Genomic DNA, 23244 nt, shown 5'->3' with positions numbered 1-23244 from the left:
ATTCTCCTAGGGTACGGACCGGGGGTCAGCGCCTGCCCGACCGGCGCAGGATCATGTCGAGCACCGCCGGGTGAAGCGGCCGTTCGAAGGCGCAGCCGATGAGGTTTCCCTTCGCCCAGGCGACCTTCGCGTGGCAGGCTTCGAGCCCCGGAAGCCGGAGCCACACGTCGGCGCCCTTCTCAAGCTCGAGATGGGTGCTGGCGCGAAAGCCGTGGGTTGAAAGATCGGTGACCTCGACCGAGACGCCGGAAGCGCCGCGTTGCCGCAGGCCCGCGCCGATCTCGGTCTGGATGCGCTTCGAAACGCGGCTGTTGACCGCCTCTTCGGACCTGTCCCGGCCGAGCGAAATCTCCCCCGAAAGGAAGGCCCCGCCGAACGAGCCGGGGGAAGCTGACTGGCTGCTGCTGCGCCACGCGTCCATCGCCGCCGCCTCTAGCTCTTGTCCTCGGGGAGGGTGAGGCCGACGGCGATGCTCCAGGCTTGGGCGACCTTGCGGTCCTCGACCGACATCCTGCCGATTCCGGGGCGGCGAAAGCTTTGCGGATAGGGCGTCTGGACGCTCGTCTTGGGCGGCTTGCCGATGTGGATCAGAAGCTCGTGCTCGTCGATCATCCGGTCGAACTCGATGCCCACGCGGTTGCCGGCGGCCCAGGCGACGCGGGCATTGACGACGGTCTCGCCCCGGATGAAGACAACGGCGCTGCCGACATTGGGGACCTGCGGGCATTCGAGCAGGGCGCCCTTGCGCGACAGATCGCGAAGCCGCGCCTCGACATCGCCGAACGAGGTCTGCAGCTTCGCCGCGAGCAAAACCCTCGCACGCTTCGCGCCGCGATTGCCGGCGGCCGTCTTCTGGAAATTCTCTGCGCCCATTTCTGTGTCCCGTGAACCTTGCTGTCGCGCATAGCGGGCAGGGGGCTAAATTGTAGTAAACGAGGGCGGCGGAATCTGCGGGCTTGGGGAAAAGGGGCGTTGACGCCGCCAGGCGGGCCTTTCATGGCTTTTGGCATGCGCTTCTTCTCGGACAATGCCGCCGCCGCCTGTCCCGAGGCGCTGGCCGCGATCGGCGAGGCCAATTGGCTGGACACGGCCTATGACGGCGACTCCTGGAGCCGCCGTCTGAACGAAGCATTTTCAGAGCTGTTCGAGCGCGAGGTGGAGGCCTTGTGGGTAGCGACCGGCACCGCTGCCAACGCCCTCGCGCTGGCCGCCCTGTGCCCGCCTTACGGCCGGATCATCTGCCACCGTCACGCCCATATCGAGGTCGACGAGTGCGGCGCGCCGGAATTCTACACGGCCGGGGCTAAGCTCCTTCTGGGGGAAGGGGAGGGAGCCAAGCTCGCGCCCGATACCGTCGCGGCGCTCGCCGAAGGGATCGCCGCCGGCGACGTCCACCGCTCTCAGCCGGCGGCGCTCTCGATCACCAACGCCACCGAATATGGCCTGGTCTACACCCCCGAAGAGACCGCGGCCCTAGGCGAATTGTGCACCGCGCGGGGCCTCAACTTCCATGTCGACGGCGCGCGCTTCGCGAATGCCGTCGCCCGGCTCGGCTGCGTCCCGGCCGATCTCACCTGGCGGGCGGGGGTGGACGCGCTGTCGTTCGGCTTCACCAAGAATGGCGGGCTCTGCGCCGATGCATTGATCCTGTTCGATCCCGCGCTCGCCGAGGCCACCAGCTACCGGCGCAAGCGGGCCGGCCACCTGCTGTCCAAGGGCCGCTATCTCGCCGCCCAGATGCTGGCGATGATCGAAGGCGACGTCTGGTTGCGCAATGCCCGCGCCGCCAATGAAGCGGCGGACCGCCTTGCCGCGGCGGCCGGACCCGACCGGGTGATCCATCCGGCGGAAGCCAACGAGGTGTTCATCCGCCTGTCGGCCGAGGAGGATGAAGCGCTGCGGTCCCAAGGCTTCGACTTCTATCAATGGGGGCCGGGCGAGGCGCGGCTGGTGACGAGTTGGGATAGCGATCCCGCCCATGTCGACGCGCTCGCCGCCGCGATCCGCGCCCTGTGAGCGAAGCGGGCGGCTTTCGCGATCCGAAGATCCTCCTGCCTTTCCTCCTCATCACCCTGATCTGGAGCTCGACCTGGATCGTCATCAAGGGCCAGCTTGGGATCGTCCCGCCGGTCTGGTCGGTCAGCTACCGCTTCTTCATCGCCGGGGCGGTGATGCTGCTGCTCGGAAGGCTGGCCGGCGCGAGCCTTCGGCTCGGGCGCGGCGGCTATGTGCTTGCGGTGCTTCTCGGCACCTTCCAGTTCGTGGTCAATTACAGCTTCGTTTACGCTTCGGAAATCTACATCACCTCGGGCCTTGCCGCTGTCGTCTTCGCATTGCTGGTTGCGCCCAATGCGGCGCTCGCCTGGGCGTTCTTCGGCCAGCGCGTGAGCGGCCGGTTCGTGCTCGGCTCGGCGGTGGCGATGGCCGGAGTCGGGCTTCTGTTCCTCCAGGAGATCCGCGCAGCCGGCACGCCAAGCGCCGACATATTGCGCGGCCTCGCCTTCGTGCTGTGCGCGGTGCTCGCTGCCTCCTTCGCCAACGTCATGCAGCTGATGCCGGCCATGCGCGCACGGCCGGTGACGATCATGCTCGGCTGGGCGATGCTCTACGGCGCCTCGGCCGACGCGCTCTATGCCCTGCTGTTCATCGGCCCGCCGGTCTTCGACGCACGCCCGTCTTACTGGCTGGGGCTCGTCTATCTCAGCATCGTCGCCTCGGCGCTCGCCTTCTGGCTCTATTATCGGATTATCCGCGCCATCGGCCCGGCGCGCGCGGCCTATTCGAGCGTGCTGATCCCGGTCGTGGCGATGGCGCTCTCGACGGCGTTCGAAAACTATCGCTGGTCGCCGCTGGCTACCGCCGGCGGGCTGCTGACCATCGCCGGCCTGCTGCTCGCGCTGCGCCAGGGCCGCCCGGCGGGGCCGGCGCTGGCGGAATAGCCGGGCGCGCTGGCGCTCCGGCGGCGCGGCTCCTAAGGCTCGCTCGCGCGTTTGGCGCGCACAAGGGAGGTTTGCGGGTGCGGCTCAATGTCAACGTAGAGCTCGACTATTATTTTCCGGAAGCCGCCGACGTGCTGCTGGCGATCGAGGTCGCCCAGCTGCCCGACCAGCGCCTGATCGAGGACCTGCTGACCGTCGACGGGGCCGAGCCCTTGCGCCCGGTCGCCGGCGAGGACGGGATCGGCCGGCGCACTTGGATGCGCGGCGAGGGAACGACCCGGGTCCGCTATCGAGCGACGGTCGACGTCGAGCGGCCTTCGATGGCACTGGAGAGCCTGCCGGCGGCACCGCTGCCCAGCCTTCCCCCCGAGGTCGTGCCCTACATCTGGCCCAGCCGCTACTGCGAATCCGATCGGTTCGAGGCCTTCGTCCAAAAGACCTTCGGCAGCCTCGAAGGAGGAGCCAAGCTCGCCGCCATGGCCGACTGGATCAAGGGCAAGATGGATTATGCCGCCGGGTCGAGCGACTCCACGACCACAGCCGTGGATGCCTTCGTTTCCCGCCGCGGCGTCTGCCGGGATTTCGCCCATCTGACGGCCAGCTTCGCGCGCGCGGCAGGCATTCCGGCGCGGCTGGTCTCCGCTTACGCCCTGGACCTCGAGCCGGCCGATTTCCACGCCGTGGTCGAGGCCTGGCTCGACGGCGGCTGGCGGCTGGTCGACGCGACCTGCCTCGCCCCGGTCGAGGGGATGGTCCGCATCGGAGTCGGCCGCGACGCCACCGACATCGCCTTCATGACGATCTTCGGCAGCGCCGAGATGCGGAGCCAGCGCGTCACGGTGACGCGCGCCGGCGAATGAGATAGAGGCCCGCCATGCTTGACGCCCAGAATGCGGTCGCCGCGCCGGCCGCGATCCGCCGCGAAGATTACCGCCCGCCCGAGTGGCTGGTGCCCGAGATCAGCCTGGATTTCGAGCTTGGGGCGGAGCGGACGATCGTGCACGCGATTCTCGAGGTCGAGCGCAATGGAAATCACGCCGCGCCGCTTCGCCTGGAAACCGGGGACGGAACTTTGAGCAGCCTCACGGTCGACGGCAATGAGCGAAGCTGGCGCAGCGAGGATGGCGCGCTGCTCGTCGATCTGGACGGCGATCGTCACACCGTCGAGACGGTCAGCGAAATCAACCCCAGGGCCAACACCAAGTTGATGGGCCTCTACGAATCGGGGGGAATCCTCTGCACGCAGTGCGAGGCCGAGGGTTTCCGGCGGATCACGCCCTTCCCCGACCGGCCCGACGTGCTGACCCGCTACCGGGTGCGGATGACCGCCGACAAGGCACGCTTTCCGATCCTGCTTTCGAACGGCAATCACGAGGGCGGCGGCGATCTTCCCGATGAGCGGCACTTCGCCGAATGGCACGACCCGTTCCCCAAGCCCTCCTACCTGTTCGCGCTCGTCGCCGGCGATCTCGCCTGCAACCGCGACAGCTTCGTCACCCGCTCCGGCCGGACGGTCCAGCTCGGCATCTGGGTGCGCGAGGGCGACGTTGCGCGCACCGGCCACGCCATGGAATCGCTCAAGGCGGCGATGAAGTGGGACGAGGAGGTCTACGGCCGCGAATATGACCTCGACACGTTCAACATCGTCGCCGTCGCCGATTTCAACTTCGGCGCGATGGAGAACAAGGGCCTCAACATCTTCAACTCGCGCTACATCCTGGTCGATCCGGAGACCGCGACCGACATGGATTACGACGCGGTCGCGGCCGTCGTCGCGCATGAATATTTCCACAATTGGTCCGGCGACCGGGTGACCTGCCGCGACTGGTTCCAGCTCTCGCTGAAGGAAGGCTTCACCGTCTTTCGCGACCAGAGCTTTTCGGCGGCCATGGGCTCGCCGGCGGTCAAGAGGATCGAGGACGTGCGCGCGCTGAGGGCCGCGCAATTCCCCGAGGACGCCGGGCCGCTCGCCCACCCGGTGCGGCCGGAATCCTATATCGAGATTTCTAATTTCTACACGGCGACGATCTACACCAAGGGCGCCGAGCTGATCCGAATGATGCACACCCTGCTCGGCCCGGAGAAGTTCCGCGCCGGAAGCGACCTCTATTTCGAGCGCCACGACGGCGAGGCGGCGACCTGCGAGGATTTCGTCCGGGCGATGGAGGATTCGAGCGGGGTCGACCTTTCCCACTTCCGCGCCTGGTACAGCCAGGCGGGAACGCCGCGGGTGAAGGCGAGCATCGCGCACGAGGGCGGGAAAGCGCGAATCCGCCTCGAGCAGAGCACGCCGCCGACGCCGGGCCAGCCGGTCAAGCAGCCGCTGCCGATCCCCCTGCGGCTCGCCTTGTTCGGGGCGGAAAGCGGGACCAAGCATGCCGACCGGCTCGTCCTGCTCGACCAGCCGGCGCAGGAGATCGTCGTCGAGGATGGCGGCGAACGGCCGGTCCTGTCGATCAACCGCGGCTTTTCCGCCCCGATCGTCGTCGAAAGCGACCGCGGGCCGGCAGACCTCGCCTTCCTCTCCGCCCACGACGACGATCCGTTCGCGCGCTACGAGGCGATGCAGCAGCTGATGCTGTGCACGATGCTCGCCTCGATCGGCGGCGAGGCCGAGGATTTCGATCCGGTCGTCGAGGCGGTGCGCGATACGCTCGCCGATCCGGGCCTCGACCAGGCGTTCGTCGCCGAGGCCGTGCTCGCGCCGACCGAAAGCTTCATCGGCGACCAGATGAAGGTCGTCGAGCCGGACGCGATCCACGAAGTTCGCGAACGCTTGCGCGAGCGGCTCAGCCGCGAGCTGGAGCCGCAATGGCGCTCCGCTTATGCCGCGACCGCCGCCAACCGCTTCGAGCTGTCCCCGGCCGCCAAAGGCGCTCGGCGCCTCAAGACCGTCGCGCTCGGGTTCCTGATGGCCTCCGGAGCCTCCGACGCTCCCGCGCTGGCGCTTCGCCAGTTCGAGAGCGCCGACAACATGACCGACCGCCAGGGCGCGCTGACCGTGCTCGCCAACAGCGAGGCGTCCCAGCGCGAGACGGCGCTTCGCGATTTCTACGATCGCTACCGCGGCGACGCGCTGGTGATCGACAAATGGTTCACCGCGCAGGCGCTATCCAGCCGCGACGACACGCTCCGAGCGGTCCAGCGGTTGCTCGCCCACCCGGATTTCAGCCTGGTCAACCCGAACCGGCTGCGGTCCCTGATCGGCGCGTTCGGGGCCAACCAGCGCGCGCTCCACCACGGCTCCGGCGAAGGCTATCGCTTCCTCGCCAATTCGATCCTCGCCGTCGACAAGCTCAACCCGCAGAACGCGGCCAAGCTGGTGCCGCCGCTCGGCCGCTGGCGCAGGTTCGGCGAGGACCGCGCGGCGAGGATGCGCGCCGAGCTCGAGCGGTTGCTGGCCGAGCCCGCCCTGTCGAAGGACGTGTTCGAGCAGGTGAGCAAGAGCCTGGCCTAGAGCTGCTTCATTCCCGCTCATCCTGAGTAGGGACTGAGCTCGGCGAAGGCCCGTATCGAAGGGCCGATCCATAGCGTCCTTCGATACGCCGTTTCGACTTCGCTCAACGGCTACTCAGGACGAGCGAAAATGGAGGGTATTCTCTTTCATCAGCCGCCGATCCACGCGGCCACTTGGTCGGCGACCTGGTTTGCCGCCTGGTTGAGCGCCGGGGCCACCGCCGCCGGCGTGTCCGCGGCCACGGCGACACGGGCCTCGAACCTGTTGGTCGTCACGCCGCCGGCCGCGCGCTGCATCGCGGCGTCGTAGACGACGACCACCTCCATCGCATTCGGATCGAGCCCGAAGCGCTGAAGCTGGCCGGTGATCCGGGTACCCGGATCGTGGCTGTACTGGCTGGGATCGAGCACGACTCGTCCGGTCCTGGCGGAAATCGTTTCCCCGAGCAGGCGGCCGAACAACGGCCCGGGGTTCTCCACCCACACCGCGTCCTTGAGATACTGGACCCGGGTCTCGCTGACATAGACTGGCACCCGGGTCGTGCGCAGCGCCTGGGGCACGGTCGGCACCACGACGGTCACCGCCTCTCCGGGAGCGGCGCTTCGCGGTTGGGCGACCGGGCGGGTCTCCGACGGCGTCAGGGTCAGCAGCGCCTCGGGAGCCCCGCCGCCGAAGCAGGCGGACAAAGCGAGGGTCGCAAAAGCGGCGGCGATGAGCCTTGCGCGCATGGTCAGTTCCTTCTTCCGCCGTGATAATCGGGCAGCTGCTGCCCGCCGATGATTCCACCGACTCCGCGCTGATTCATCCGGTCGGTGATCTCGCGCAGCGATTCGGACGTCGCTCGAAGATCGCGGATGAGCTGCCCGACCTCGGGCAGTGTCTGGTTGGAGAAGGCCTGGATCCCGGGCCTCGCGTCGTGAACCGCGCCCTGCAGCTCCCCGATGCTCTCGTCCGCGGCGCGCAGTGTTCGCCTGAGGTCCGCGATCAGCGGGCGGCCGTCGCGATCGACGAGCGTGTTGGTCGAGGCAGCGAGCTCGCCGATCCGGTCGGCGGCGTTGCCCGCCTGGCGGATGGCGATCCGCGCCTCGGCGATGGTCGCGGCGATCTCCGGGCTGCGCTCGGCGAGCGAGTGGCTCACCTGCTCGAGATTGTCGAGGATTCCGGCGATCGATTCCTGGTTGCGGTCGGAGAGAAGCTCGGTCAGCCGCTCGGTCAGGGTCGAGACGCGCTCGAGCAGCTCCGGCGCGGTGTTGAGCAGCTGGCCGAGAGCGCCCGGCTTGGTCGGAATCACCGGCACGCCATAGGGACATTCGGCCTGCGGATTGGCCTCGGGGCACTGGATCTCGCGGTGCCGGCGGCGCGGCTGGCCCGGCGCGGGATTTTCCGGCGGATCGATCTGGATCTGCGAAACGCCAGTGAAGCCCACGCCGCGGATGGTCGCGGTCGAGCCTTCGAGCACCGGAGTCCGGTCCTTGACCTTGATCCTGACGCGGATGAAGTTCGGGCTTTGCGGCTCCAGGTTGATCGACTGGATCTGGCCGACGGGGACGCCCGAGAAGGTGACCTGGGAGCCCTCGGCGAGGCCCTCCACCGACTGCTGGAAGAAGACGTCGTAGACCTTCTCTCCGCCGTTCGAGAGCTGGCTGAGCCAGACGATGAAGATGACCAGGGCGGCGAGCAGGCCCAAAGTGATGCTGCCGACCAGGATCTGGTTCGATCGAGTCTCCATCAGCCTTTCGCCCCTTCGACGTCATTGTGCAGCGCGGCGGCACGTCCGCGCGGTCCCCTGAAATAATCCTGAATCCATTCGTGATCCAAGGCCAGCAGCTCCGGTATCGTTCCCACCGCGACGACCTTCCGGTCCGCGAGCACCGCGATGCGGTCGCAGATCGCGTAGAGGGTGTCCAGATCGTGGGTGATCAGAAAGACGGTGAGGCCGAGCGCGTCGCGAAGCTCGAGGATCAGCTGATCGAACGCAGCCGCGCCGATCGGATCGAGGCCGGCGGTCGGCTCGTCGAGAAACAACAGCTCCGGGTCGAGCGCGAGCGCGCGGGCGATGCCGGCGCGCTTCTTCATGCCGCCCGAAAGCTCCGAGGGATATTTGGCTCCCGCTTCGCCGGGCAGCCCGCTCATCGCCGTCTTGTAGGCGGAGATTTCGTCGAGCAGATCCTGGTCGAGGCCGGGATAGAATTCCTTGATCGGCACCTGGATGTTCTCGGCGACGGTCAGCGTCGAGAAGAGCGCTCCGCCCTGGAACAGCACGCCCCAGCGGCGGCGGACGTGCTTGGCCTCCTCCTCGTCGCGGCCGACCATCGGCTCGCCGAACACCTCGACCTCGCCCGCCTGTGGCGTCTGCAGCCCGATGATCGAGCGCATCAGCACCGACTTGCCGGTGCCCGAGCCTCCGACCACGCCCATGATCTCGCCGCGGCGCACGTTGAGGCAGAGGTCTTCGTGGATGACCTGCTCGCCGAAGCTGTTGCTGAGGCCCTTGACCTCGATCACCGGTTCGTCGCTTCGCGCCATCTAGAGCCACCCGATCTCGGTGAAAAAGACGGCGAAGAAGGCGTCGAGGACGATCACGAGGAAGATGCCCTGGACGACGGCGCTGGTCGTGCGCTTGCCGACTTCCTCGGCATTTCCCTCGACCTGCAGACCCTGATAGCAGCCGGCCATGGCGATGATCATTCCGAACACCGGCGCCTTGACCATCGTCTGCCACAGGTCGGTCATCGGCACGACCTCCTGGATTCTCTGGACGAAGGTGATCGGCGGGATTCCCAGGCTGATCCAGCAGAAGATGCCGCCGCCGATAATCGCCAGGATCGCGGCATAGAAGCCCAGCAGCGGCATCAGCAGAACGGTCGCCAGCACGCGGGGGAAGATCAACGCCTCCATCGGCGAGACTCCGATCGTGCGCATCGCATCGATCTCTTCGCTGAGCTTCATCGATCCGATCTGCGCGGCGAAGGCCGATCCGGACCGGCCCGCGACCATGATCGCGGTCATCAACACGCCAAGCTCCTTCAGGGCCGATCGGCCGATCAGGTTGATCGTGTAGATTTCGGCGCCGAACTGGCGAAGCTGGACCGCGCCTTGCTGGGCGATGACGATGCCGACGAGGAAGCTCATCAGGCCGATGATCGCCAGCGCGCGCACCCCGACCTGCTCGAATTGTTGCGTGACGGCGTTGAAGCGGAAGCGGCGCGGGTGGCGGATGATGTTGCCGATGGTGAGCACGAGCGATCCGAAGAAGCCGAGCAGGCCGAACAGGGTCCGTCCCGCCATCTGCGTCGACTCGCCCACTTCGGCGAGCATCCGGCTCGGCGTCGATTCGTAGTCGCGCTTGACCTTCACCGGCATGTCCGCGCGGGCGACATGGTCGATCAGCAGCTGCTGGTCCTCGGTCGCGCCGACGATTGTCGCGCCGCGGTCCCGCTCGAGCTTGTGCACCAGCCAGGCGCCGACCGTATCCATCCGCTCGACGTCGCTGAGGTCGACCGTCAGCTGCTCGGCCTCTATCTCGTCGAGCTGTTCGGAGAGCTTGCGCACGCGGAGCAAGGTGAGCGAGCCGCTCAGGCGAAGCACGCAGCGGCCGTCCTCGAGATTGGAGCTGAGGTCGGTCGTTACGCTCATGCCCATGGCAATGCTTCAAAATCCTGCGCGCGGCAAGGAGCGGATGGACACAGGCCGCGTTTCCATGCTTGGCAACGCCAGCCATGACCACCGCGCTCGCCATTTACGACATGGACAAGACGGTCACCCGCCGGCCGACCTACGGCGCGTTCATGGCCTTCGCCGTTTCCCGCCTCGCGCCCTGGCGCGCGCTGCTCGCGCCGGCCGTGGCGGGGACGAGCCTCGCCTATCTCGCGCGGCTGATCGACCGCGGCCGGCTCAAGGAGCTCAACTTCCGGCTGCTGATCGGCCGCGTCGCTCCGGAGCGGCTCGAGCGGGTCGTCGAGGCCTTCGCCGACCGGCAGCTCGAGACCAACATCATGCCCGGCGCTCGGGCGCGTATCGCCGAGGATAAGGCGGCGGGGCGCCGGCTGGTGCTGGCGACGGCTTCATACCGTCTCTATGCTGCGGCGATCGCCCGGCGGCTCGGTTTCGACGACGTCATCGCCACCGATGTGGAATATGACGTCCACGGCCGCACCGTGGCGCGGATCGACGGCGTAAATTGCTACGGGCTCGGCAAGCTCGACATGATCGAGGCCTGGCTCCAGCAGCAGGGGCTGGAGCGCGAGGCGCTCCACATCCGCTTCTATTCCGATCACGTGTCGGACGCGCCGGTCCACCACTGGTCGGACGAGGCCTTCGCCACCAACGCCCACGCGCGGCTCATCAAGCTCGCGAAGGACGAAGGGTGGGAAGTGCTCGACTGGCGGGACCGCCGACGGGCGTGAAGCCGGTCAGCTGTCATTGCGAGGAGCGTAGCGACGCGGCAATCCAGTGTGGCCTGGATTGCTTCGTTTCGCTCGCAATGACGACCCGGGCTTCCTAAACCGCCCCCAGCGCCTGATCGAAATCGGCGATCAGGTCGTCAGGATCCTCCACCCCGATCGACACCCGCACCAGATTGTCGGTGATTCCCAGCGCCTGCTTGCGCTCGGGCGGGACCGAGAGGTGGGTCATCGCCGCCGGGCAGCTCGCCAGCGTCTCGGTGCCGCCGAGGCTGACCGCGAGATGGGCGATCTTGAGCGCGTCGAGAAAGGCGAAGCTCTCCCGCTCGCCGCCTTTCAGATAGAGCGAGAAGGTCGAGCCCGCGCCGGTGCAGTGCCGGCGGTAGATATCCGCCTGCCGCGCGTCGCCGCCATCTTCGAGGAAGCCGAGATAGCCGACGCTCTCGACCTTTGGGTGATCGCGAAGGAAGGCGCAGACCTTCGCCGCGTTCTCTCCTGCGCGGGTCATGCGCAGCTCCAGCGTTTCGAGGCTTCGAAGAAGCATCCAGGCGGTGTTGGGATCGGTGATCGTGCCGATCGTGTTGCGCAGCATCCGGATCGTGTTGATCAGCTCCCTGGAGCCGGTGATCCCGCCCGCGACGAGATCCGAATGGCCGCCGGCATATTTGGTCAGGCTGTAGACCGAGAGATCCGCGCCATGGCGGAGCGGCTGCGCCCAGAGCGGGCCGAGGAAGGTGTTGTCGATCGCGATCGGCGGGCGTTCCCCTTGCGCGAACAGCGAATCGCGGACTCGCGCCACCGCCTCGACGTCGACCAGCGCATTGGTCGGGTTGGCGGGGCTTTCGAGATAGATGAGCGGCACGCGGCCCTTGGCCTTGGCCTGGTCGATCACCGCAGCGATCTCGTCCTCGGTCGCGCCCGCCGGAAAATCGAGCCAGGTGATGCCGAAGCGGCCCAGGATTCGGCCGATCAGGGTCTCGGTCGCGGCGTAGAGCGGTCCCGAATGGACGACCACGTCGCCCGGCTGAACGAAAGCGAGCAGCAAGGTGGCGATCGCCGACATGCCGGAGGAGAAGCTGAGCGCGTCCTCGGCGTCCTCCCACAGGCCCAGCCGGTCCTCGAGGATCTCCTGGTTTGGGCCGTTGAAACGCGAATAGATCAGCCCCTCGGCGCCGCCCGGCCGCTTGCCGGTGACTCCTTCGAAGAAGCGCTTGCCGGCCGCCGCGCTGTCGAAGACGAAGGTCGAGGTGAGGAAGATCGGCGGCTTGAGCGAGCCTTCCGAAAGGGCCGGATCGAAGCCGTGACCCATCATCAGCGTCGACGGCCTGAGCTTGCGCCCGCCGATTTCGAGCACGGCCGACTTGGGCCTGCGGCGCGGGGTCGCGCCGGTGAGATCGGATTCGTCTTCCATGGATTGTCTCCTTTCAGCCTGTCGCAATCGCTGCGTGGAGACCGAGCCCGCGCCGTTCGGCGGGCTCAAGGCCGCTCGCGTGGAGCGGCCCAGGGGTGAGGTCCGTCGCCCGCGGGGGCTTTAGCGTGGCAAGGCGATCAAGGAAAGCTGACGGCCATAGTCCGCTTCACCGCGGTGGGTGGCGCGGCGGAAGCTGAAGAAGCGGTCGGCATCGGCATAGGTATCGAGCCCAAGCGCCTCGGCGCGGGTCACGCGGGCCTGCGCCAGGCGCGACAGCACATAGGCTTCGAGGTCGAACTGGTGATGGCCGTCGCGGCCCGGCGAGAAGAAGCGCTCGGTCTCCGGGTCGGCCTCGGCGAAGCGGCGGAGGAAGGCTTCGTCGACCTCGTAGGACTTGCGGGCGATGGCCGGGCCGACCGCCGCGGCGATGCGCTCGCGCCGGGCGCCGCGCGCTTCCATCAGCGCGACGGTGGCTTCGATCACGCCGGCGAAAGCCCCCTTCCAGCCCGAATGGGCCGCGCCGATCACGCCGGCCTCGCGGTCGGCCAGAAGCACCGGCGCGCAGTCGGCGGTGAGGATTCCGAGCGCGAGGCCCGGCCGGTCGGTGACGATCGCGTCCGCTTGCGGCCGCGCGTCGTCGGGCCAAGGCGCTTCGGCGTAGACGGCTTCGGCCGAATGGACCTGGTGAAGGGTTACCAGCCGCGCGCCCGGCGCTGCGGCCTCGACGGCAAGGCGCCGATTCTCGTTGATTGCCTCACGGCTATCGTCCGAGCCGAGGCCGACGTTGAGCCCTTCGCAGACCCCCGTCGAGACTCCCCCGCGGCGGCCGAGGAAGCCGTGCGGGATATCGCCGAGCGAAGCGGCGCGGCTGACCTCGACCTTCACAGGCGTGCGCGCATCAGGATGTCATGGTCGGCCTGGCGCCCGACCATGAAGTCATAGCGGCCGATCTCCTCGAAGCCGTAGCGGGCATAGAAGCTCCGCGCGCGGTGGTTGTCGATGAACACCGAGAGGTAGAGCTCCTCGGCGCCGCGCCCGCGCGCCTCGGCGAGCACCCAATCCATGAGCTCGCGGGCGATCCCCCCGCCGTGCCACGGCGGCAACACGTAGAGCTGGCGAAGCTCCGCCGCCGGGCGGCCGGTCTCCGCCGGCAGCGCCAGCGGAGCCACCTTGGCATAGCCGGCGAGCGCCCCATCGTCCTCGGCCAGGCGGAACGCGAAGCCGGGATCGGCGATCTCGCGGCGCCAGCCTTCCTCGGTGAAGCCGGCGAGGAAGGCGGCGAGGTCTTCGGGATCGTAGAGATGGCCGAAGGTCCCGGTGAAGGTGTCGCGGAACACCGCATCGATTGCGGCGGCGTCGCCGGGCGAAGCGGAGCGATAGGCGATCATCGTCAGAAGCCCGCCGGCTGCGGCCAGCCCGGGGCGACCAGCGCCATCGCCTTGAACAGGCGGCCCATCTGGTCGGGCGCGGTCAGCCGCTCGCGGGCGGCGGCAATCTCGGCCGAGCGCTCCGGCGCCGCCTTGGCGAGCGCGGCGGCGCGCATCTTGATTCCCATCGCGTTGAGCCAGACGCCCTGCGGGGCCGGCCCGAATATGCGTACGCCCTCCGCCCGCGCTGCGGCGGCGAGCGCGTGGAAATCGACATGGGCGGTGAGGTCGCGGCTGCCCGGGGCCTCGAACGGATCGGCGAAGGCATGGCCGGACACCGCCTGAAGCGTGTCGCCGGTGCCCGGCCGATCGTGGCCGTAATCGAGGATCAGCATCGCGCCTCCTTGCGTGGCAAGCCGCCGGGCGAGCTCCGCCACCATCGCCAGCGACGGCGGCGACGTTTCGGTCTCGACCGCTCCGTCGCGGACGAAGCGGCCCGCTTCGACTCCGACGCGAAGCTCGCGCGCGCCCTCGAACTGGCTGACCGGAAGGGCGTCGAAAAATTCGTTGGCGACGATCAGCAGCGGGCCGCCGAGCGGCAAAGTTGATAGATCGTCGTGCCACCGCGCCGGAAGCTGCTCGGCCTGGAGCGCGCGAAGCACGGGGCTGGTCTCGACCAACTCGACGGGTGGGGCGAGCCCCGCGCCGCGCATCGCCCGCAGCGCATCAGTCGCCAAGGTGCCGCGGCCGGGACCGAGCTCGACGTAACGCGCGGCTGCGGGGCGCCCGGCGCGCTGCCACAAGTCGCCGAGCCAGACGCCGATCAGCTCGCCGAACATCTGGCTGATCTCCGGCGCGGTGACGAAGTCGCCCTCCGCGCCGAGAGGGTCGCGGGTGGCGTAATAATGGGCGTTCGCCTCGGCCATATAGTCGGCGACGCTGACCGGTCCCTCGGCCGCGATCCTGGCGCGAAGCCGCTCCTCAGGCGGGAGCGGGTTCATCGGCGGGGACGGGGCTCACGCGATCGGCGCGGCGGTTCGCGGTGAGGACGAGATAGACTCCGCCGAGGATCATCGGCAACGAGAGCCACTGGCCCATGTGGAGGTGGGTCTGCTGGGCGAAGGCGACCAAATGCTGATCGGGCTCGCGAACGAACTCGATCAGGAAGCGGCTGACTCCGTAGACGAGGATGAAGGCGCCGACGAGCTTGCCCGGCTGGTAGCGCGCCCTAGTCTTCCAGAACATGAAGCAGAGGATCAGGAACAGGAGCAGCCCCTCGAGCGCAGCCTCGTAGAGCTGGCTCGGATGGCGCGGCATCGGGCCGGCATAAGGGAAGATGATTCCCCAGGGCAGGCTGGTCGGCGCGCCCCAAAGCTCGCCGTTCACGAAATTGGCGAGGCGACCGAAGAACAGGCCGGGAGGGACGGCGCAGGCGACGTAATCGTGGAGACGCAGCCAATCGAGCTTGTTGCGCCACGCCAGATAGAAGATGCCGAGGCTGACTCCGATCACTCCGCCGTGGAACGACATGCCGCCATCCCACAGGCGGACGATCTCCATCGGGTTCTGGAAATAGTCGTACGGCTTGTAGAACAGGACGTAGCCGAGCCGGCCCCCCAGGATCACTCCCAAGGTGGCATAGAACACCAGATCGTCGGCGTGGCGACGGGCCATCGGGGCGCCGGGCGCGCGCAGCATCCGAAGCAGATACCACCAGCCGACGACGATGCCCGTCAGATATGCGAGGCTGTACCAGCGGATCGGCAACGGGCCGATGTTGAAGGCGATCGGGTGAAGGCCGAGATCGCTGTAGCTGATCGCGTTGGTCGTCGTGGCCAGCAGGCTGGTAAAGGCGTCGATCAAGGCTTCCCCCATTGCGCTCGCGTCTTCATAGTGGGGGGAGAAAAAAAGGCAAAGCGAGGAGAGACGGCCCGGCATGCGTAGCGATCTCGACCGCAAATATGACGAGGTCCTGGCCGAGGTCACCGCGCCGGACGGGCGAATCCAGATCGGCAGGGACGAGGCCGGCCGCGCGATCATCACCAACCTGCCGCCGACCCTGCCGATGCTGTTCGACGCCTTTTCGATGCTCAACGGCGCGGTCGAGGCGGTCGTCGCGGGCGAGGAGCGGATCACCTTCGCGGAGCTGAATGCGCAGGCGACCGCGCTTGCCAGGGTGCTGGCCGGGAGCTGGAACGTCGCCAAGGGGGACCGCGTGGCCATCGCCATGCGCAACTGCCCGGCATGGATCGCGGCCTATATGGCGGTGCTCAAGGCGGGCGGAATCGCGACCCTGATCAACGGCTGGTGGCAGGGCGACGAGATGCGCCATGCCCTGGAGCTTTCAGAGCCGGAGCTGATCATCGCCGACGAGCCGCGGGCCAAGCGGCTCGCGGCCGGAGGGTGCACGATCCCGACGATCGCCCTTCCCGTCGAACGGCCGCTCGGCGACGCGCTCGCGCCGCTCCTCGTTCGGGCCATGGAAGCGGATCTGCCCGAGGTTTCGGAGGGCGACGACGCGACGATCCTGTTCACCTCGGGCTCGACCGGCCTCGCCAAGGGCGCCGTCTCGACTCACCGCGCCGTGACAACCGCTGTCTATACCTATGCGATCGGCCTCGCGACCCTGCTGGGGATCAAGGAACGCGAAGGAGAGACGCCCGCATATCCGCCCAAGACCCTGGTCAACGTGCCGCTGTTCCACGTCACCGGCGAGGTGCCGGTGCTGCTCAACAGCTTCGTCATCGGCCGGACGATGGTGCTGATGCCCAAGTGGGATGCGGGCGAGGCGCTGCGGCTGATCGAGAAGGAGAAGGTCACCTATTTCGTCGGCGTGCCGACGATGAGCCTGGAGCTGATGCAGCATCCGGACCGGGGCAGATACGATCTGTCGTCGCTGACCGACATCGCCGCCGGCGGGGCGCCGCGACCGGTGGCGCACGTCAAGCGGCTCGAGGAAAGCTTCGCCACGGCCCAGCCGGCGCTCGGCTACGGCCTCACCGAGACCAACGCGATCGGCTGCAGCAACTTCTGGTCCAACTATCACGAAAAGCCGGCCTCGACCGGGCGGCCGCATCAGCCGACCATCGAGATGGCGATATTGGGCGACGGGGATCGCCATCTGCCGCCCGGCGAGCGCGGCGAGATCGCGATCCGATCGGCGGCGAACATCCGCGGCTATTGGCGCGACGAGGCGGCGACCCGCGCCGCCTTCACCGCGGACGGCTATCTGAGGACCGGCGATATCGGCTATCTCGACGAGGACAATTACCTGTTCATCGTCGACCGCAAGAAGGACATCATCATCCGCGGCGGCGAGAATATCAGCGCGGCGGAGGTCGAAGCGGCCATTTACGCGAGTCCCGAGGTCGGCGAGGCGGCGGTGTTCGGAGTCGCCGACGATCGGCTGGGGGAAGTGCCCGTTGCGATCGTCTACGGCGAGAAGCACGATATCGACGCCGATGCGCTGCTCGGTCACTTGAGCGCCCATCTCGCCCAGTTCAAACTGCCGGCCGCGATCCACGTTTCGCGCGAGCCCCTGCCCAAGCTCGGCACCGGCAAGATCGACAAGGTTTCGCTGCGCCGGCGATTCGCCGCAGCGCTTGAAGGAGAAGCCCGATGAAGCGCATCGCCGCGTCCCTGTTGGCGCTCGCCCTCGCCGCCTGCGGCAGCGGCAGCGACGCTCCGCAGAACGTGACCAAGATCCGGGTCGCCAATCCGGATAGCGAGCGGCTGAAGGCTTTGTCGCCCCTGATGCAGCGGCTGGCCCTGATGCGCGCGATCCGCCAGACTCGCCACCGCTGCCGCCGAGTCCAGGCGGGCGCCTATCAGCAATATTATCGCGACATGGAGATGTGGGTCGCTCTGTGCGACGACGGCAAGCACTGGTCGATCTTCATCGCCGGCAACAGCGACGTGCAGGTTCGCGACTGCGCGCAGCACACCCAGCTCGGGCTACCGGCCTGCCGCCCCGTCGCCCCGCTACCGCCCGATCCGCTGGACCCGGTCGACAATCCGCAGGCCAACGCTTCGGCAAACGCATTCTAGAGTACGGGCGCCTCGAGTCACTCACCCCGCTCATCCTGAGGAGGGACTGAGCCTGGCGAAGGCCTGTCTCGAAGGACAGCTCGTTGGTCGGTCCTTCGAGACGCCGTTTCGACAAACCCAACGGCTCCTCAGGATGAGCGGTTAGTCTAAGCCGATCGGGCTAGCAATTCTCGTATTTCCAGTTGCGGCGCTTGCCCTCGGCGAGCCACTCGACGGTCTGGGCGAGGCGCTTCGCCCTGGTTTCGTCGCGCTTGGCCTCGGTCACCCATTCGACATATTCGCGCTGGCAGCTCGGCGGAAAGCCATCGAATGTCGCTTTCGCCGCTGGCACGGCGTCGATCGCCGCGCGCAGGTCCTGGGGCACCGTGAAAGGCGCCTTCACGCTCTTGCTTCGCGCCGGCTTCACGCCCTCGTCGATCAGCCTCATCGCCTTGCGGGTGAGCTCGATCAGCGTCGCGCGCGGCGGCAAATCGTCCAGCGAGGTCAGCCGTCCGAACTGACCCATGGCGGTCGGCTCCTTGCCGCTCATCTCGACGACTTGCGTGCCAGACCAATAACCGAACGTCGCATGCGCCTTGAACGCGGCGAAGCCGGCGAGGATCTTGCCCTTGTAGATGAACGAGGGCGAGCTCCATTTGAGCGTCTCCTCGCACTCCGGGCAGGCCTCGTGAACGACGGCACGGAGATGCTCGAGGATCGGCCGGGCGAACTCGGCCCGGCTTGCGATATAGGCGTCGATGCGCGGATCGGTCTTCATCTCGCTGCTCCTCGCTTCCGATCATCGCGCCGAAGCGCCTCAGGCGCAACTAGGGGCAGGGCTCGAGACATTCCTCGGGAGCGATCTTGCGCGCCCGCGCGCGGCCGAGCCTCACGCCTTCCCAGGCGAAAACGGCAAGCGCAGTCCAGATCGCGCCGAAGCAGAGCGCGTGCGCGCTGGTGAAGGCTTCGCCGAACACCGCGACCGCCAGCAGCAGCTGAAGCGACGGGGCGAGATATTGGAGGAAGCCGAGCGTCGAATAAGGCAGCCGCTTGGCCGCGGCGTTGAACATCAGCAGGGGAGCGGCGGTCACTGCGCCGCCGATCACCAACAGCGCCTTGAGGCCGGCGGAATAGGCGCCGAAGCCGCCGCCGCCCTGGCCTTCCAGCCACAGGATCCAGGCGAGCGAGACGGGTGCGAGGATCGCGGTCTCGATCGCCAGCCCCTCGAGGGCGTCGACCGGGGCGACCTTGCGCACGAAGCCGTAGAGGCCGAAGCTCAAGGCCAGCGAAAGGCTGATCCACAGCCCGTCGCCGGCGCGCCAGGCGAGCACCGCGACCCCCGCCGCCGCCAGCAGCACCGCGCCGAGCTGGGCGCGGCTCAGCCGCTCCTTGAGAATGGCGACTCCGAGCAGGACGTTGACCAGCGGGTTCAGATAATAACCGAGGCTGCCGGCGAGGACGTGGCCGTTGATCACTGCAAAGATGTAGATCAACCAGTTCATCGCGATCAGCGTCGCGGTCAGCGCCAGAGCGGCCATGACCCGGCGGGTCCGCAAGGCGGCGCGAATTCCGTTCCAGCGTCGCCAGAACGTGGCGAGGGCGGCTAGGAAGAGGAGCGACCAGACGATCCGGTGGGCGACGATCTCGGTCGCCGAAACGCCTGCCATCAGCTTGAAATAGAGCGGCAGGACCCCCCAGATCGCATAGGCGCCGAGGCCGTAGAGCAGGCCTGCCCGAACATTGTCCCGGTTCTCGATCATCGGCGCGGCCTTAGGTTGGCTAAGCGGAACAAGCCATCTAGAAAGAACGACTTGCCGAGGGACAATATGATGATGACGCCGCTGAGATTCGTTGCCTTTGCCTCCATCGCGCTCGCCGGGTGCGACGCGCGGTTCGGCAACGACGTCGCCCCAAGCGGCAACGGCTCGGCCGAGAACAAGGCCGAGGAAGGCCAGCTTTCGATCTCCGCTCCGGGCGTGGAGATGAAGATCAACATCCCCGAAGGAATCCGCCGCGAGACGAACATCCGCGACGACAGCGGCCTCGTCTATCCGGGCAGCCGGATGAGCGGAGTCCATATCGAAGGCGGCCGCGACGACCAGCGGTCCGACGGCGAGGTCGAGATGCGCTTCGTCAGCGCCGATCCGCCCGCCACCGTGGCCCGCTGGTACCAGGATCCGGCGCGAATCAGCACCTTCACGCTCGATTCGGCGACTCGCGAAGGCGAGGCTTACGTTTTCGCCGGTACGAAGAAGGAAGGAAACGGCCGCTTCCGCCTGCGCCTCGCGGCGGGCGCCGGGGGAGGCACCGACGGGCGCCTGCTGCTCACCGACTCGGAGTGATGGCCGAGCCGCTGGCCGACCGCGAAGAAGTCCGCGCGCACCTGATCGCCGCCGCACGGGCCGGCGTCGCGCTTTCCTACGGCGAGCTGCTCGAGCATCTCGGCTACCGATTCACCCGGCCGAAGATGCGCGCTCTGTGCGCGATGCTTGGAGAAATCGACCGGGAGTCGGCGGCGCGCGGCGAGCCCGAGCTCGCCGTGCTGGTCGTCCGCCAGAGCGACGGCCTGCCGGGACAAGGCTGGTGGGTCGGCGCCGACCTGGGGGAGCGCGGCTACCAGGGCCCATGGGAGGGACCGGACGCGGCGCGTTTCATCGCCGCCATCCAGCGGGAAACCTTCGCCTTCTGGCAGTCCGAATATGGGACAGTGGCCCAAAAGGCTCCTCGTTAACCATCTCCGATCACCCCTTTCCCGCTCTTTTGCGTCATAAGCGCCGCGGGAGAGACGCTGCATGACCAAAGCCGCTCATATCGTCGCGCGAAGCGCCGCCATCGCCGCCCTGCTCGCGCTGGCCGCCTGCAATCGGGGCGGCGACAACAATCTTGCCGAAGTGGACAACAGCCTGATCGGCAACGGCGCCGATCCCGCGCTGACCAGCGCTCTCGAAGACCAGATCCTGGTCGATCCCAACCTCGTCCAGCAGGCGCGGCCGAACACGGCGCGGCCGCCCGAGACTCCGGTCCAGGCGCAATATCCGGCGGGCTCCGCCGGCCCGAGCGGCGGCCAGGCCAATTCGGACATGCAGAGCGCCTGCGGAATTCCATTCACCACCGGCAATTCCTACGCCCAGCGGCTTCCGGCCCAATTCCCGATCTATCCCGGCGGCCGGCTGACCGAGGCGGCCGGCGCGGACCGCGGCGATTGCCACATCCGGGTCGTCACCTTCACCACGCCGGACCCCGCCGAGCGCGTGCTCGGCCATTATCGGGGCCTCGCGACGCGCGGCGGCTTCTCGGTCGAGCAGCAAACCCGCGGCGCCGACCAAGTCCTCGGCGGAGTCAATGGCGACGCAGCTTACTACCTGATCGTCAGCCCGCAGGGCACCGGCTCGGACGTCTCGCTGATCGTCAACAACGGCCGCTGAGCGCGCGCACTGGCGGAGCGGGGGCGGGGCGTCTACAGCCGCGCCCATGCCAGGCCTCATCCTCGTCATGCTCGGCGGCGCGATCGGCGCCGGGGCGCGCCACCTGGTCGGCGCGGCCTTCCTCGCGCGCCTGGGGCCCGGCTTTCCCTGGAGCACGCTGACCGTCAACCTCGCCGGCGGCCTCGCCATGGGGCTGCTCGCCGGCTGGCTCGGCCGGGCGGGTGGCGCCGAGCAGGCGCGGCTGTTCCTCGGCGTCGGCATCCTCGGCGGCTTCACCACCTTCTCCGCCTTCAGCCTCGAAACCTGGCTGCTGATCGAGCGCGGCCAGGTCTGGCCCGCTGCGGGCTACGTGCTCGCCTCGGTCCTCGGCTCGGTCGCCTTGCTCTTCGCCGGCCTGCTCGCCATGCGGGCCGCGGCATGAACGCCGCCGACCAGGTCCGCCAGCTTCGCGTTTCGAGCGAGGACGACGGCATTCGCCTCGACCGCTGGTTCAAGCGCAACCTGCCCGACGTCACGTTCGGCCAGATCTCGCGCTGGGCGCGCACCGGGCAGCTGCGCGTCGACGGCAAGCGCGCCGCGCCGGGCGACCGGATCGAGGCCGGCCAGACCGTTCGAATCCCGCCACGCGGCGAGGAGGCTCCGGCGGCGAAGAAGGAGCGCGCCGGCGAAATTCTGAGCGACGACGAGGTCGACTATGTCCGCTCGATGGTGATCGAGGAGGATCCGGCGGCGATCGTTCTCAACAAGCCGCCCGGGCTCGCCACCCAGGGCGGGACCAAGACAAAGGACCATCTCGACCGCTTGCTGGGGGGCCTTGTCGCCGAGGGCGCGGCGCGGCCGAAGCTCGTCCATCGGCTCGACAAGGACACGTCGGGAGTCCTGCTCGTCGCCCGAACCCCGCGCGCCGCGGCCTTTTTCTCCAAGGCCTTTTCCGGGCGGACGGCGCGCAAGGTCTATTGGGCGGTCGTCGTCGGCGTGCCGAAGATCGACGATGGAATGATCGACCTGCCGATCGCCAAGCAGCCGGGCACCGGCGGCGAGAAGATGCACCTGGACGAAGAGGAGGGGATGAAAGCGAAGACCCGCTATCGGGTGATCGAGCGGGCCGGCAACCGCGCCGCCTTCGTCGCGCTCGAGCCCCATACCGGCCGCACCCACCAGCTTCGGGTCCACATGGCGGCGATCGGCCACCCGATCGTCGGCGACGGCAAATATGGCGGGCAGGACGCGTTTCTGACCGGCGCCATCAGCCGCAAGCTCCATCTTCACGCCCGGCGGCTCAGGATCGATCACCCGGACGGCGGGCGGATCGACGCGACCGCCGAAGCGCCGGAGCATCTCGCCGCGACGCTCGCAGCGCTCGGCTTCGAGGCGCAAGCCGGCGACATCGAGCTCGACGAGGTCAAATTTTCCGAGACCGCCGAGGGCAAGCGCAAGGCGGTCTCGGCCGCGGCCAAGTCGCGGCGCAAGGAGCGGCGGGGTGAACGGCGCGGGCGGGGCAGGCGGGAGTGAACCGGCTCGCTCTGTTCGATTGCGACGGGACCCTGGTCGACAGCCAGCACAATATCTGCGCGGCGATGGACGCCTGCTTCGCCGCGCTCGACCTGCCGGCGCCCGGGCCGGCGCGGACCCGGCGGGTGGTCGGCCTCAGCCTGGTCGAGGCGATGCGCGAGATCGCGCCGGACGCGGGCGGCGCGCTTCATGAGGCGCTGGCCGAGGAATATAAGAGCGCCTTCCATCGCCTGCGTGCCGAAGGGCTGGCGAACGAACCGCTTTACGACGGCATCGCCGCCCTGATCGACCGGCTCGAAGCCGAAGGCTGGCTGCTCGGCGTGGCGACCGGCAAATCGGACCGCGGGCTGAAGCTCTGTCTCGAAGCGCACGGCCTCGCCGACCGGTTCGTCACCTTGCAGACCGCGGACCGGCACCCGTCCAAGCCCCACCCGTCGATGATCGAGCAGGCGATGGCCGAGGCGGGCGCGGCGCCGGAGACGACGATGATGATCGGCGACACGATCTGGGACATAGCGATGGCGCGGGCGGCCGGCACGCTCGCGATTGGCGTCGCCTGGGGCTATCACGATGCGGACGAGTTGCTCCGCGCCGGCGCGCACCGAGTCGCCGAGACCCCCGCCAGCGTCCTCGAATTCGCCCGCGCCGCGGCCTGACCGGATCGGACGCGTCTCCGCTCACGGTGCAGCCGTCACCATGATAAG

At 68.1% G+C, this 23244-nt stretch carries 26 protein-coding genes; 13 read left to right on the top strand and 13 right to left on the bottom strand.

Annotated features, from left to right (window positions below; genetic code table 11):
- Positions 1 to 25 precede the first annotated feature (25 nt).
- Both E6G92_13735 and E6G92_13730 read right to left on the bottom strand, forming a co-directional pair.
- Complete coding sequence (locus E6G92_13735) at positions 26 to 421, bottom strand: pilus assembly protein PilZ (protein ID TMJ17383.1); 396 nt, start codon at positions 419 to 421, stop codon at positions 26 to 28.
- Between the two features lie 11 nt (positions 422 to 432).
- On the bottom strand, positions 433 to 873 hold the full coding sequence (locus tag E6G92_13730; GenBank protein ID TMJ17382.1) for a PilZ domain-containing protein: 441 nt from the start codon (positions 871 to 873) through the stop codon (positions 433 to 435).
- A gap of 135 nt (positions 874 to 1008) precedes the next feature.
- Between E6G92_13730 and E6G92_13725 the strand changes: the two genes are divergently transcribed.
- From E6G92_13725 to pepN, 4 genes are all read left to right on the top strand, one after another.
- Entirely contained in the window at positions 1009 to 2016 is a 1008-nt protein-coding gene (locus tag E6G92_13725) for a low specificity L-threonine aldolase (protein TMJ17615.1), read from the top strand.
- On the top strand, positions 2013 to 2939 hold the full coding sequence (locus E6G92_13720; GenBank protein ID TMJ17381.1) for a DMT family transporter: 927 nt from the start codon (positions 2013 to 2015) through the stop codon (positions 2937 to 2939). Before E6G92_13725 ends, E6G92_13720 begins: the two co-directional genes overlap by 4 nt.
- A 77-nt stretch (positions 2940 to 3016) precedes the next feature.
- A complete protein-coding gene (locus E6G92_13715) occupies positions 3017 to 3799 on the top strand; it encodes a transglutaminase family protein (protein TMJ17380.1) in 783 nt (260 codons plus the stop codon).
- Between the two features lie 14 nt (positions 3800 to 3813).
- On the top strand, positions 3814 to 6396 hold the full coding sequence (gene pepN / locus E6G92_13710) for an aminopeptidase N (GenBank protein TMJ17379.1): 2583 nt from the start codon (positions 3814 to 3816) through the stop codon (positions 6394 to 6396).
- 149 nt (positions 6397 to 6545) lie between these two features.
- On the opposite strand, the gene E6G92_13705 is transcribed toward pepN, so the two are convergent.
- From E6G92_13705 to E6G92_13690, 4 genes are read right to left on the bottom strand one after another with little or no spacing between them, the layout of a single operon-like run.
- Positions 6546 to 7124 (bottom strand): ABC transporter, encoded by a 579-nt coding sequence (locus E6G92_13705; GenBank protein TMJ17378.1) that lies wholly within the window; start codon positions 7122 to 7124, stop codon positions 6546 to 6548.
- 2 nt (positions 7125 to 7126) lie between these two features.
- A complete protein-coding gene (locus E6G92_13700; GenBank protein ID TMJ17377.1) occupies positions 7127 to 8125 on the bottom strand; it encodes an MCE family protein in 999 nt (332 codons plus the stop codon).
- The gene (locus tag E6G92_13695; protein ID TMJ17376.1) at positions 8125 to 8922 is read right to left on the bottom strand and encodes an ABC transporter ATP-binding protein; all 798 of its coding nucleotides are present in this window, start codon (positions 8920 to 8922) and stop codon (positions 8125 to 8127) included. Before E6G92_13695 ends, E6G92_13700 begins: the two co-directional genes overlap by 1 nt.
- On the bottom strand, positions 8923 to 10032 hold the full coding sequence (locus E6G92_13690) for an MlaE family lipid ABC transporter permease subunit (GenBank protein TMJ17375.1): 1110 nt from the start codon (positions 10030 to 10032) through the stop codon (positions 8923 to 8925). It abuts the gene before it with no gap.
- An 83-nt stretch (positions 10033 to 10115) separates the two neighbouring features.
- Between E6G92_13690 and E6G92_13685 the strand changes: the two genes are divergently transcribed.
- On the top strand, positions 10116 to 10802 hold the full coding sequence (locus tag E6G92_13685) for an HAD-IB family hydrolase (GenBank protein TMJ17374.1): 687 nt from the start codon (positions 10116 to 10118) through the stop codon (positions 10800 to 10802).
- A gap of 94 nt (positions 10803 to 10896) precedes the next feature.
- Here the strand turns inward: E6G92_13685 and E6G92_13680 are convergent, their stop codons facing one another.
- The 5 genes from E6G92_13680 to E6G92_13660 all read right to left on the bottom strand — a co-directional run bounded on the left by E6G92_13680 (position 10897) and on the right by E6G92_13660 (position 15452).
- Positions 10897 to 12210 (bottom strand): cystathionine gamma-synthase family protein, encoded by a 1314-nt coding sequence (locus E6G92_13680; GenBank protein ID TMJ17373.1) that lies wholly within the window; start codon positions 12208 to 12210, stop codon positions 10897 to 10899.
- A gap of 120 nt (positions 12211 to 12330) precedes the next feature.
- The gene (pgeF, locus tag E6G92_13675; GenBank protein ID TMJ17372.1) at positions 12331 to 13095 is read right to left on the bottom strand and encodes a peptidoglycan editing factor PgeF; all 765 of its coding nucleotides are present in this window, start codon (positions 13093 to 13095) and stop codon (positions 12331 to 12333) included.
- Positions 13092 to 13598 carry a GNAT family N-acetyltransferase gene (locus E6G92_13670; GenBank protein ID TMJ17371.1) on the bottom strand — a complete coding sequence of 169 codons (507 nt, stop codon included), beginning with the start codon at positions 13596 to 13598 and terminating at the stop codon, positions 13092 to 13094. Before E6G92_13670 ends, pgeF begins: the two co-directional genes overlap by 4 nt.
- A 2-nt stretch (positions 13599 to 13600) precedes the next feature.
- Entirely contained in the window at positions 13601 to 14578 is a 978-nt protein-coding gene (locus E6G92_13665; protein TMJ17370.1) for a class I SAM-dependent methyltransferase, read from the bottom strand.
- On the bottom strand, positions 14559 to 15452 hold the full coding sequence (locus E6G92_13660; protein ID TMJ17369.1) for a prolipoprotein diacylglyceryl transferase: 894 nt from the start codon (positions 15450 to 15452) through the stop codon (positions 14559 to 14561). Before E6G92_13660 ends, E6G92_13665 begins: the two co-directional genes overlap by 20 nt.
- 61 nt (positions 15453 to 15513) lie before the next feature.
- On the opposite strand from E6G92_13660, the gene E6G92_13655 reads away from it, so the two are divergent.
- Positions 15514 to 17199: an acyl--CoA ligase gene (locus E6G92_13655; GenBank protein TMJ17368.1), complete on the top strand. Its 1686-nt coding sequence runs from the start codon at positions 15514 to 15516 to the stop codon at positions 17197 to 17199.
- Positions 17196 to 17624, top strand: a complete 429-nt coding sequence (locus E6G92_13650) for a hypothetical protein (protein ID TMJ17367.1) — start codon at positions 17196 to 17198, stop codon at positions 17622 to 17624. Before E6G92_13655 ends, E6G92_13650 begins: the two co-directional genes overlap by 4 nt.
- 160 nt (positions 17625 to 17784) lie before the next feature.
- On the opposite strand, the gene E6G92_13645 is transcribed toward E6G92_13650, so the two are convergent.
- Positions 17785 to 18381: a hypothetical protein gene (locus E6G92_13645; GenBank protein ID TMJ17366.1), complete on the bottom strand. Its 597-nt coding sequence runs from the start codon at positions 18379 to 18381 to the stop codon at positions 17785 to 17787.
- A gap of 49 nt (positions 18382 to 18430) precedes the next feature.
- Positions 18431 to 19363: an EamA family transporter RarD gene (gene rarD / locus E6G92_13640; GenBank protein TMJ17365.1), complete on the bottom strand. Its 933-nt coding sequence runs from the start codon at positions 19361 to 19363 to the stop codon at positions 18431 to 18433.
- Between the two features lie 51 nt (positions 19364 to 19414).
- On the opposite strand from rarD, the gene E6G92_13635 reads away from it, so the two are divergent.
- From E6G92_13635 to E6G92_13610, 6 genes are all read left to right on the top strand, one after another.
- Positions 19415 to 19945, top strand: a complete 531-nt coding sequence (locus tag E6G92_13635; GenBank protein TMJ17364.1) for a hypothetical protein — start codon at positions 19415 to 19417, stop codon at positions 19943 to 19945.
- Positions 19945 to 20334 carry a ribose-phosphate pyrophosphokinase gene (locus tag E6G92_13630; GenBank protein TMJ17363.1) on the top strand — a complete coding sequence of 130 codons (390 nt, stop codon included), beginning with the start codon at positions 19945 to 19947 and terminating at the stop codon, positions 20332 to 20334. The genes E6G92_13635 and E6G92_13630 overlap by 1 nt, the downstream gene beginning before the upstream one ends.
- A gap of 61 nt (positions 20335 to 20395) precedes the next feature.
- Positions 20396 to 21028 carry a hypothetical protein gene (locus E6G92_13625; GenBank protein ID TMJ17362.1) on the top strand — a complete coding sequence of 211 codons (633 nt, stop codon included), beginning with the start codon at positions 20396 to 20398 and terminating at the stop codon, positions 21026 to 21028.
- Between the two features lie 46 nt (positions 21029 to 21074).
- Positions 21075 to 21449 carry a fluoride efflux transporter CrcB gene (gene crcB / locus E6G92_13620; protein ID TMJ17361.1) on the top strand — a complete coding sequence of 125 codons (375 nt, stop codon included), beginning with the start codon at positions 21075 to 21077 and terminating at the stop codon, positions 21447 to 21449.
- Entirely contained in the window at positions 21446 to 22540 is a 1095-nt protein-coding gene (locus E6G92_13615) for an RluA family pseudouridine synthase (GenBank protein TMJ17360.1), read from the top strand. Before crcB ends, E6G92_13615 begins: the two co-directional genes overlap by 4 nt.
- Positions 22537 to 23196, top strand: a complete 660-nt coding sequence (locus E6G92_13610; GenBank protein ID TMJ17359.1) for an HAD family hydrolase — start codon at positions 22537 to 22539, stop codon at positions 23194 to 23196. Before E6G92_13615 ends, E6G92_13610 begins: the two co-directional genes overlap by 4 nt.
- Positions 23197 to 23244 lie beyond the last annotated feature (48 nt).

This window comes from Alphaproteobacteria bacterium (assembly GCA_005883305.1).
GTDB lineage: Bacteria > Pseudomonadota > Alphaproteobacteria > Sphingomonadales > Sphingomonadaceae > Allosphingosinicella.
This window is presented reverse-complemented; position numbering and strand designations above follow the sequence as displayed.

Coding starts and splice junctions, on each gene's coding strand:
- E6G92_13655 (TMJ17368.1), top strand. CDS start 15,514: ATGCGTAGCGATCTCGACCGCAAATATGACGAGGTCCTGGCCGAGGTC.
- rarD (TMJ17365.1), bottom strand. CDS start 19,363: ATGATCGAGAACCGGGACAATGTTCGGGCAGGCCTGCTCTACGGCCTC.
- E6G92_13680 (TMJ17373.1), bottom strand. CDS start 12,210: ATGGAAGACGAATCCGATCTCACCGGCGCGACCCCGCGCCGCAGGCCC.
- E6G92_13690 (TMJ17375.1), bottom strand. CDS start 10,032: ATGAGCGTAACGACCGACCTCAGCTCCAATCTCGAGGACGGCCGCTGC.
- E6G92_13670 (TMJ17371.1), bottom strand. CDS start 13,598: ATGATCGCCTATCGCTCCGCTTCGCCCGGCGACGCCGCCGCAATCGAT.
- E6G92_13725 (TMJ17615.1), top strand. CDS start 1,009: ATGCGCTTCTTCTCGGACAATGCCGCCGCCGCCTGTCCCGAGGCGCTG.
- E6G92_13650 (TMJ17367.1), top strand. CDS start 17,196: ATGAAGCGCATCGCCGCGTCCCTGTTGGCGCTCGCCCTCGCCGCCTGC.
- E6G92_13730 (TMJ17382.1), bottom strand. CDS start 873: ATGGGCGCAGAGAATTTCCAGAAGACGGCCGCCGGCAATCGCGGCGCG.
- crcB (TMJ17361.1), top strand. CDS start 21,075: ATGCCAGGCCTCATCCTCGTCATGCTCGGCGGCGCGATCGGCGCCGGG.
- E6G92_13630 (TMJ17363.1), top strand. CDS start 19,945: ATGGCCGAGCCGCTGGCCGACCGCGAAGAAGTCCGCGCGCACCTGATC.
- E6G92_13705 (TMJ17378.1), bottom strand. CDS start 7,124: ATGCGCGCAAGGCTCATCGCCGCCGCTTTTGCGACCCTCGCTTTGTCC.
- pepN (TMJ17379.1), top strand. CDS start 3,814: ATGCTTGACGCCCAGAATGCGGTCGCCGCGCCGGCCGCGATCCGCCGC.
- E6G92_13660 (TMJ17369.1), bottom strand. CDS start 15,452: ATGGGGGAAGCCTTGATCGACGCCTTTACCAGCCTGCTGGCCACGACG.
- E6G92_13735 (TMJ17383.1), bottom strand. CDS start 421: ATGGACGCGTGGCGCAGCAGCAGCCAGTCAGCTTCCCCCGGCTCGTTC.
- E6G92_13615 (TMJ17360.1), top strand. CDS start 21,446: ATGAACGCCGCCGACCAGGTCCGCCAGCTTCGCGTTTCGAGCGAGGAC.
- E6G92_13695 (TMJ17376.1), bottom strand. CDS start 8,922: ATGGCGCGAAGCGACGAACCGGTGATCGAGGTCAAGGGCCTCAGCAAC.
- E6G92_13685 (TMJ17374.1), top strand. CDS start 10,116: ATGACCACCGCGCTCGCCATTTACGACATGGACAAGACGGTCACCCGC.
- E6G92_13665 (TMJ17370.1), bottom strand. CDS start 14,578: ATGAACCCGCTCCCGCCTGAGGAGCGGCTTCGCGCCAGGATCGCGGCC.
- E6G92_13645 (TMJ17366.1), bottom strand. CDS start 18,381: ATGAAGACCGATCCGCGCATCGACGCCTATATCGCAAGCCGGGCCGAG.
- E6G92_13625 (TMJ17362.1), top strand. CDS start 20,396: ATGACCAAAGCCGCTCATATCGTCGCGCGAAGCGCCGCCATCGCCGCC.
- E6G92_13700 (TMJ17377.1), bottom strand. CDS start 8,125: ATGGAGACTCGATCGAACCAGATCCTGGTCGGCAGCATCACTTTGGGC.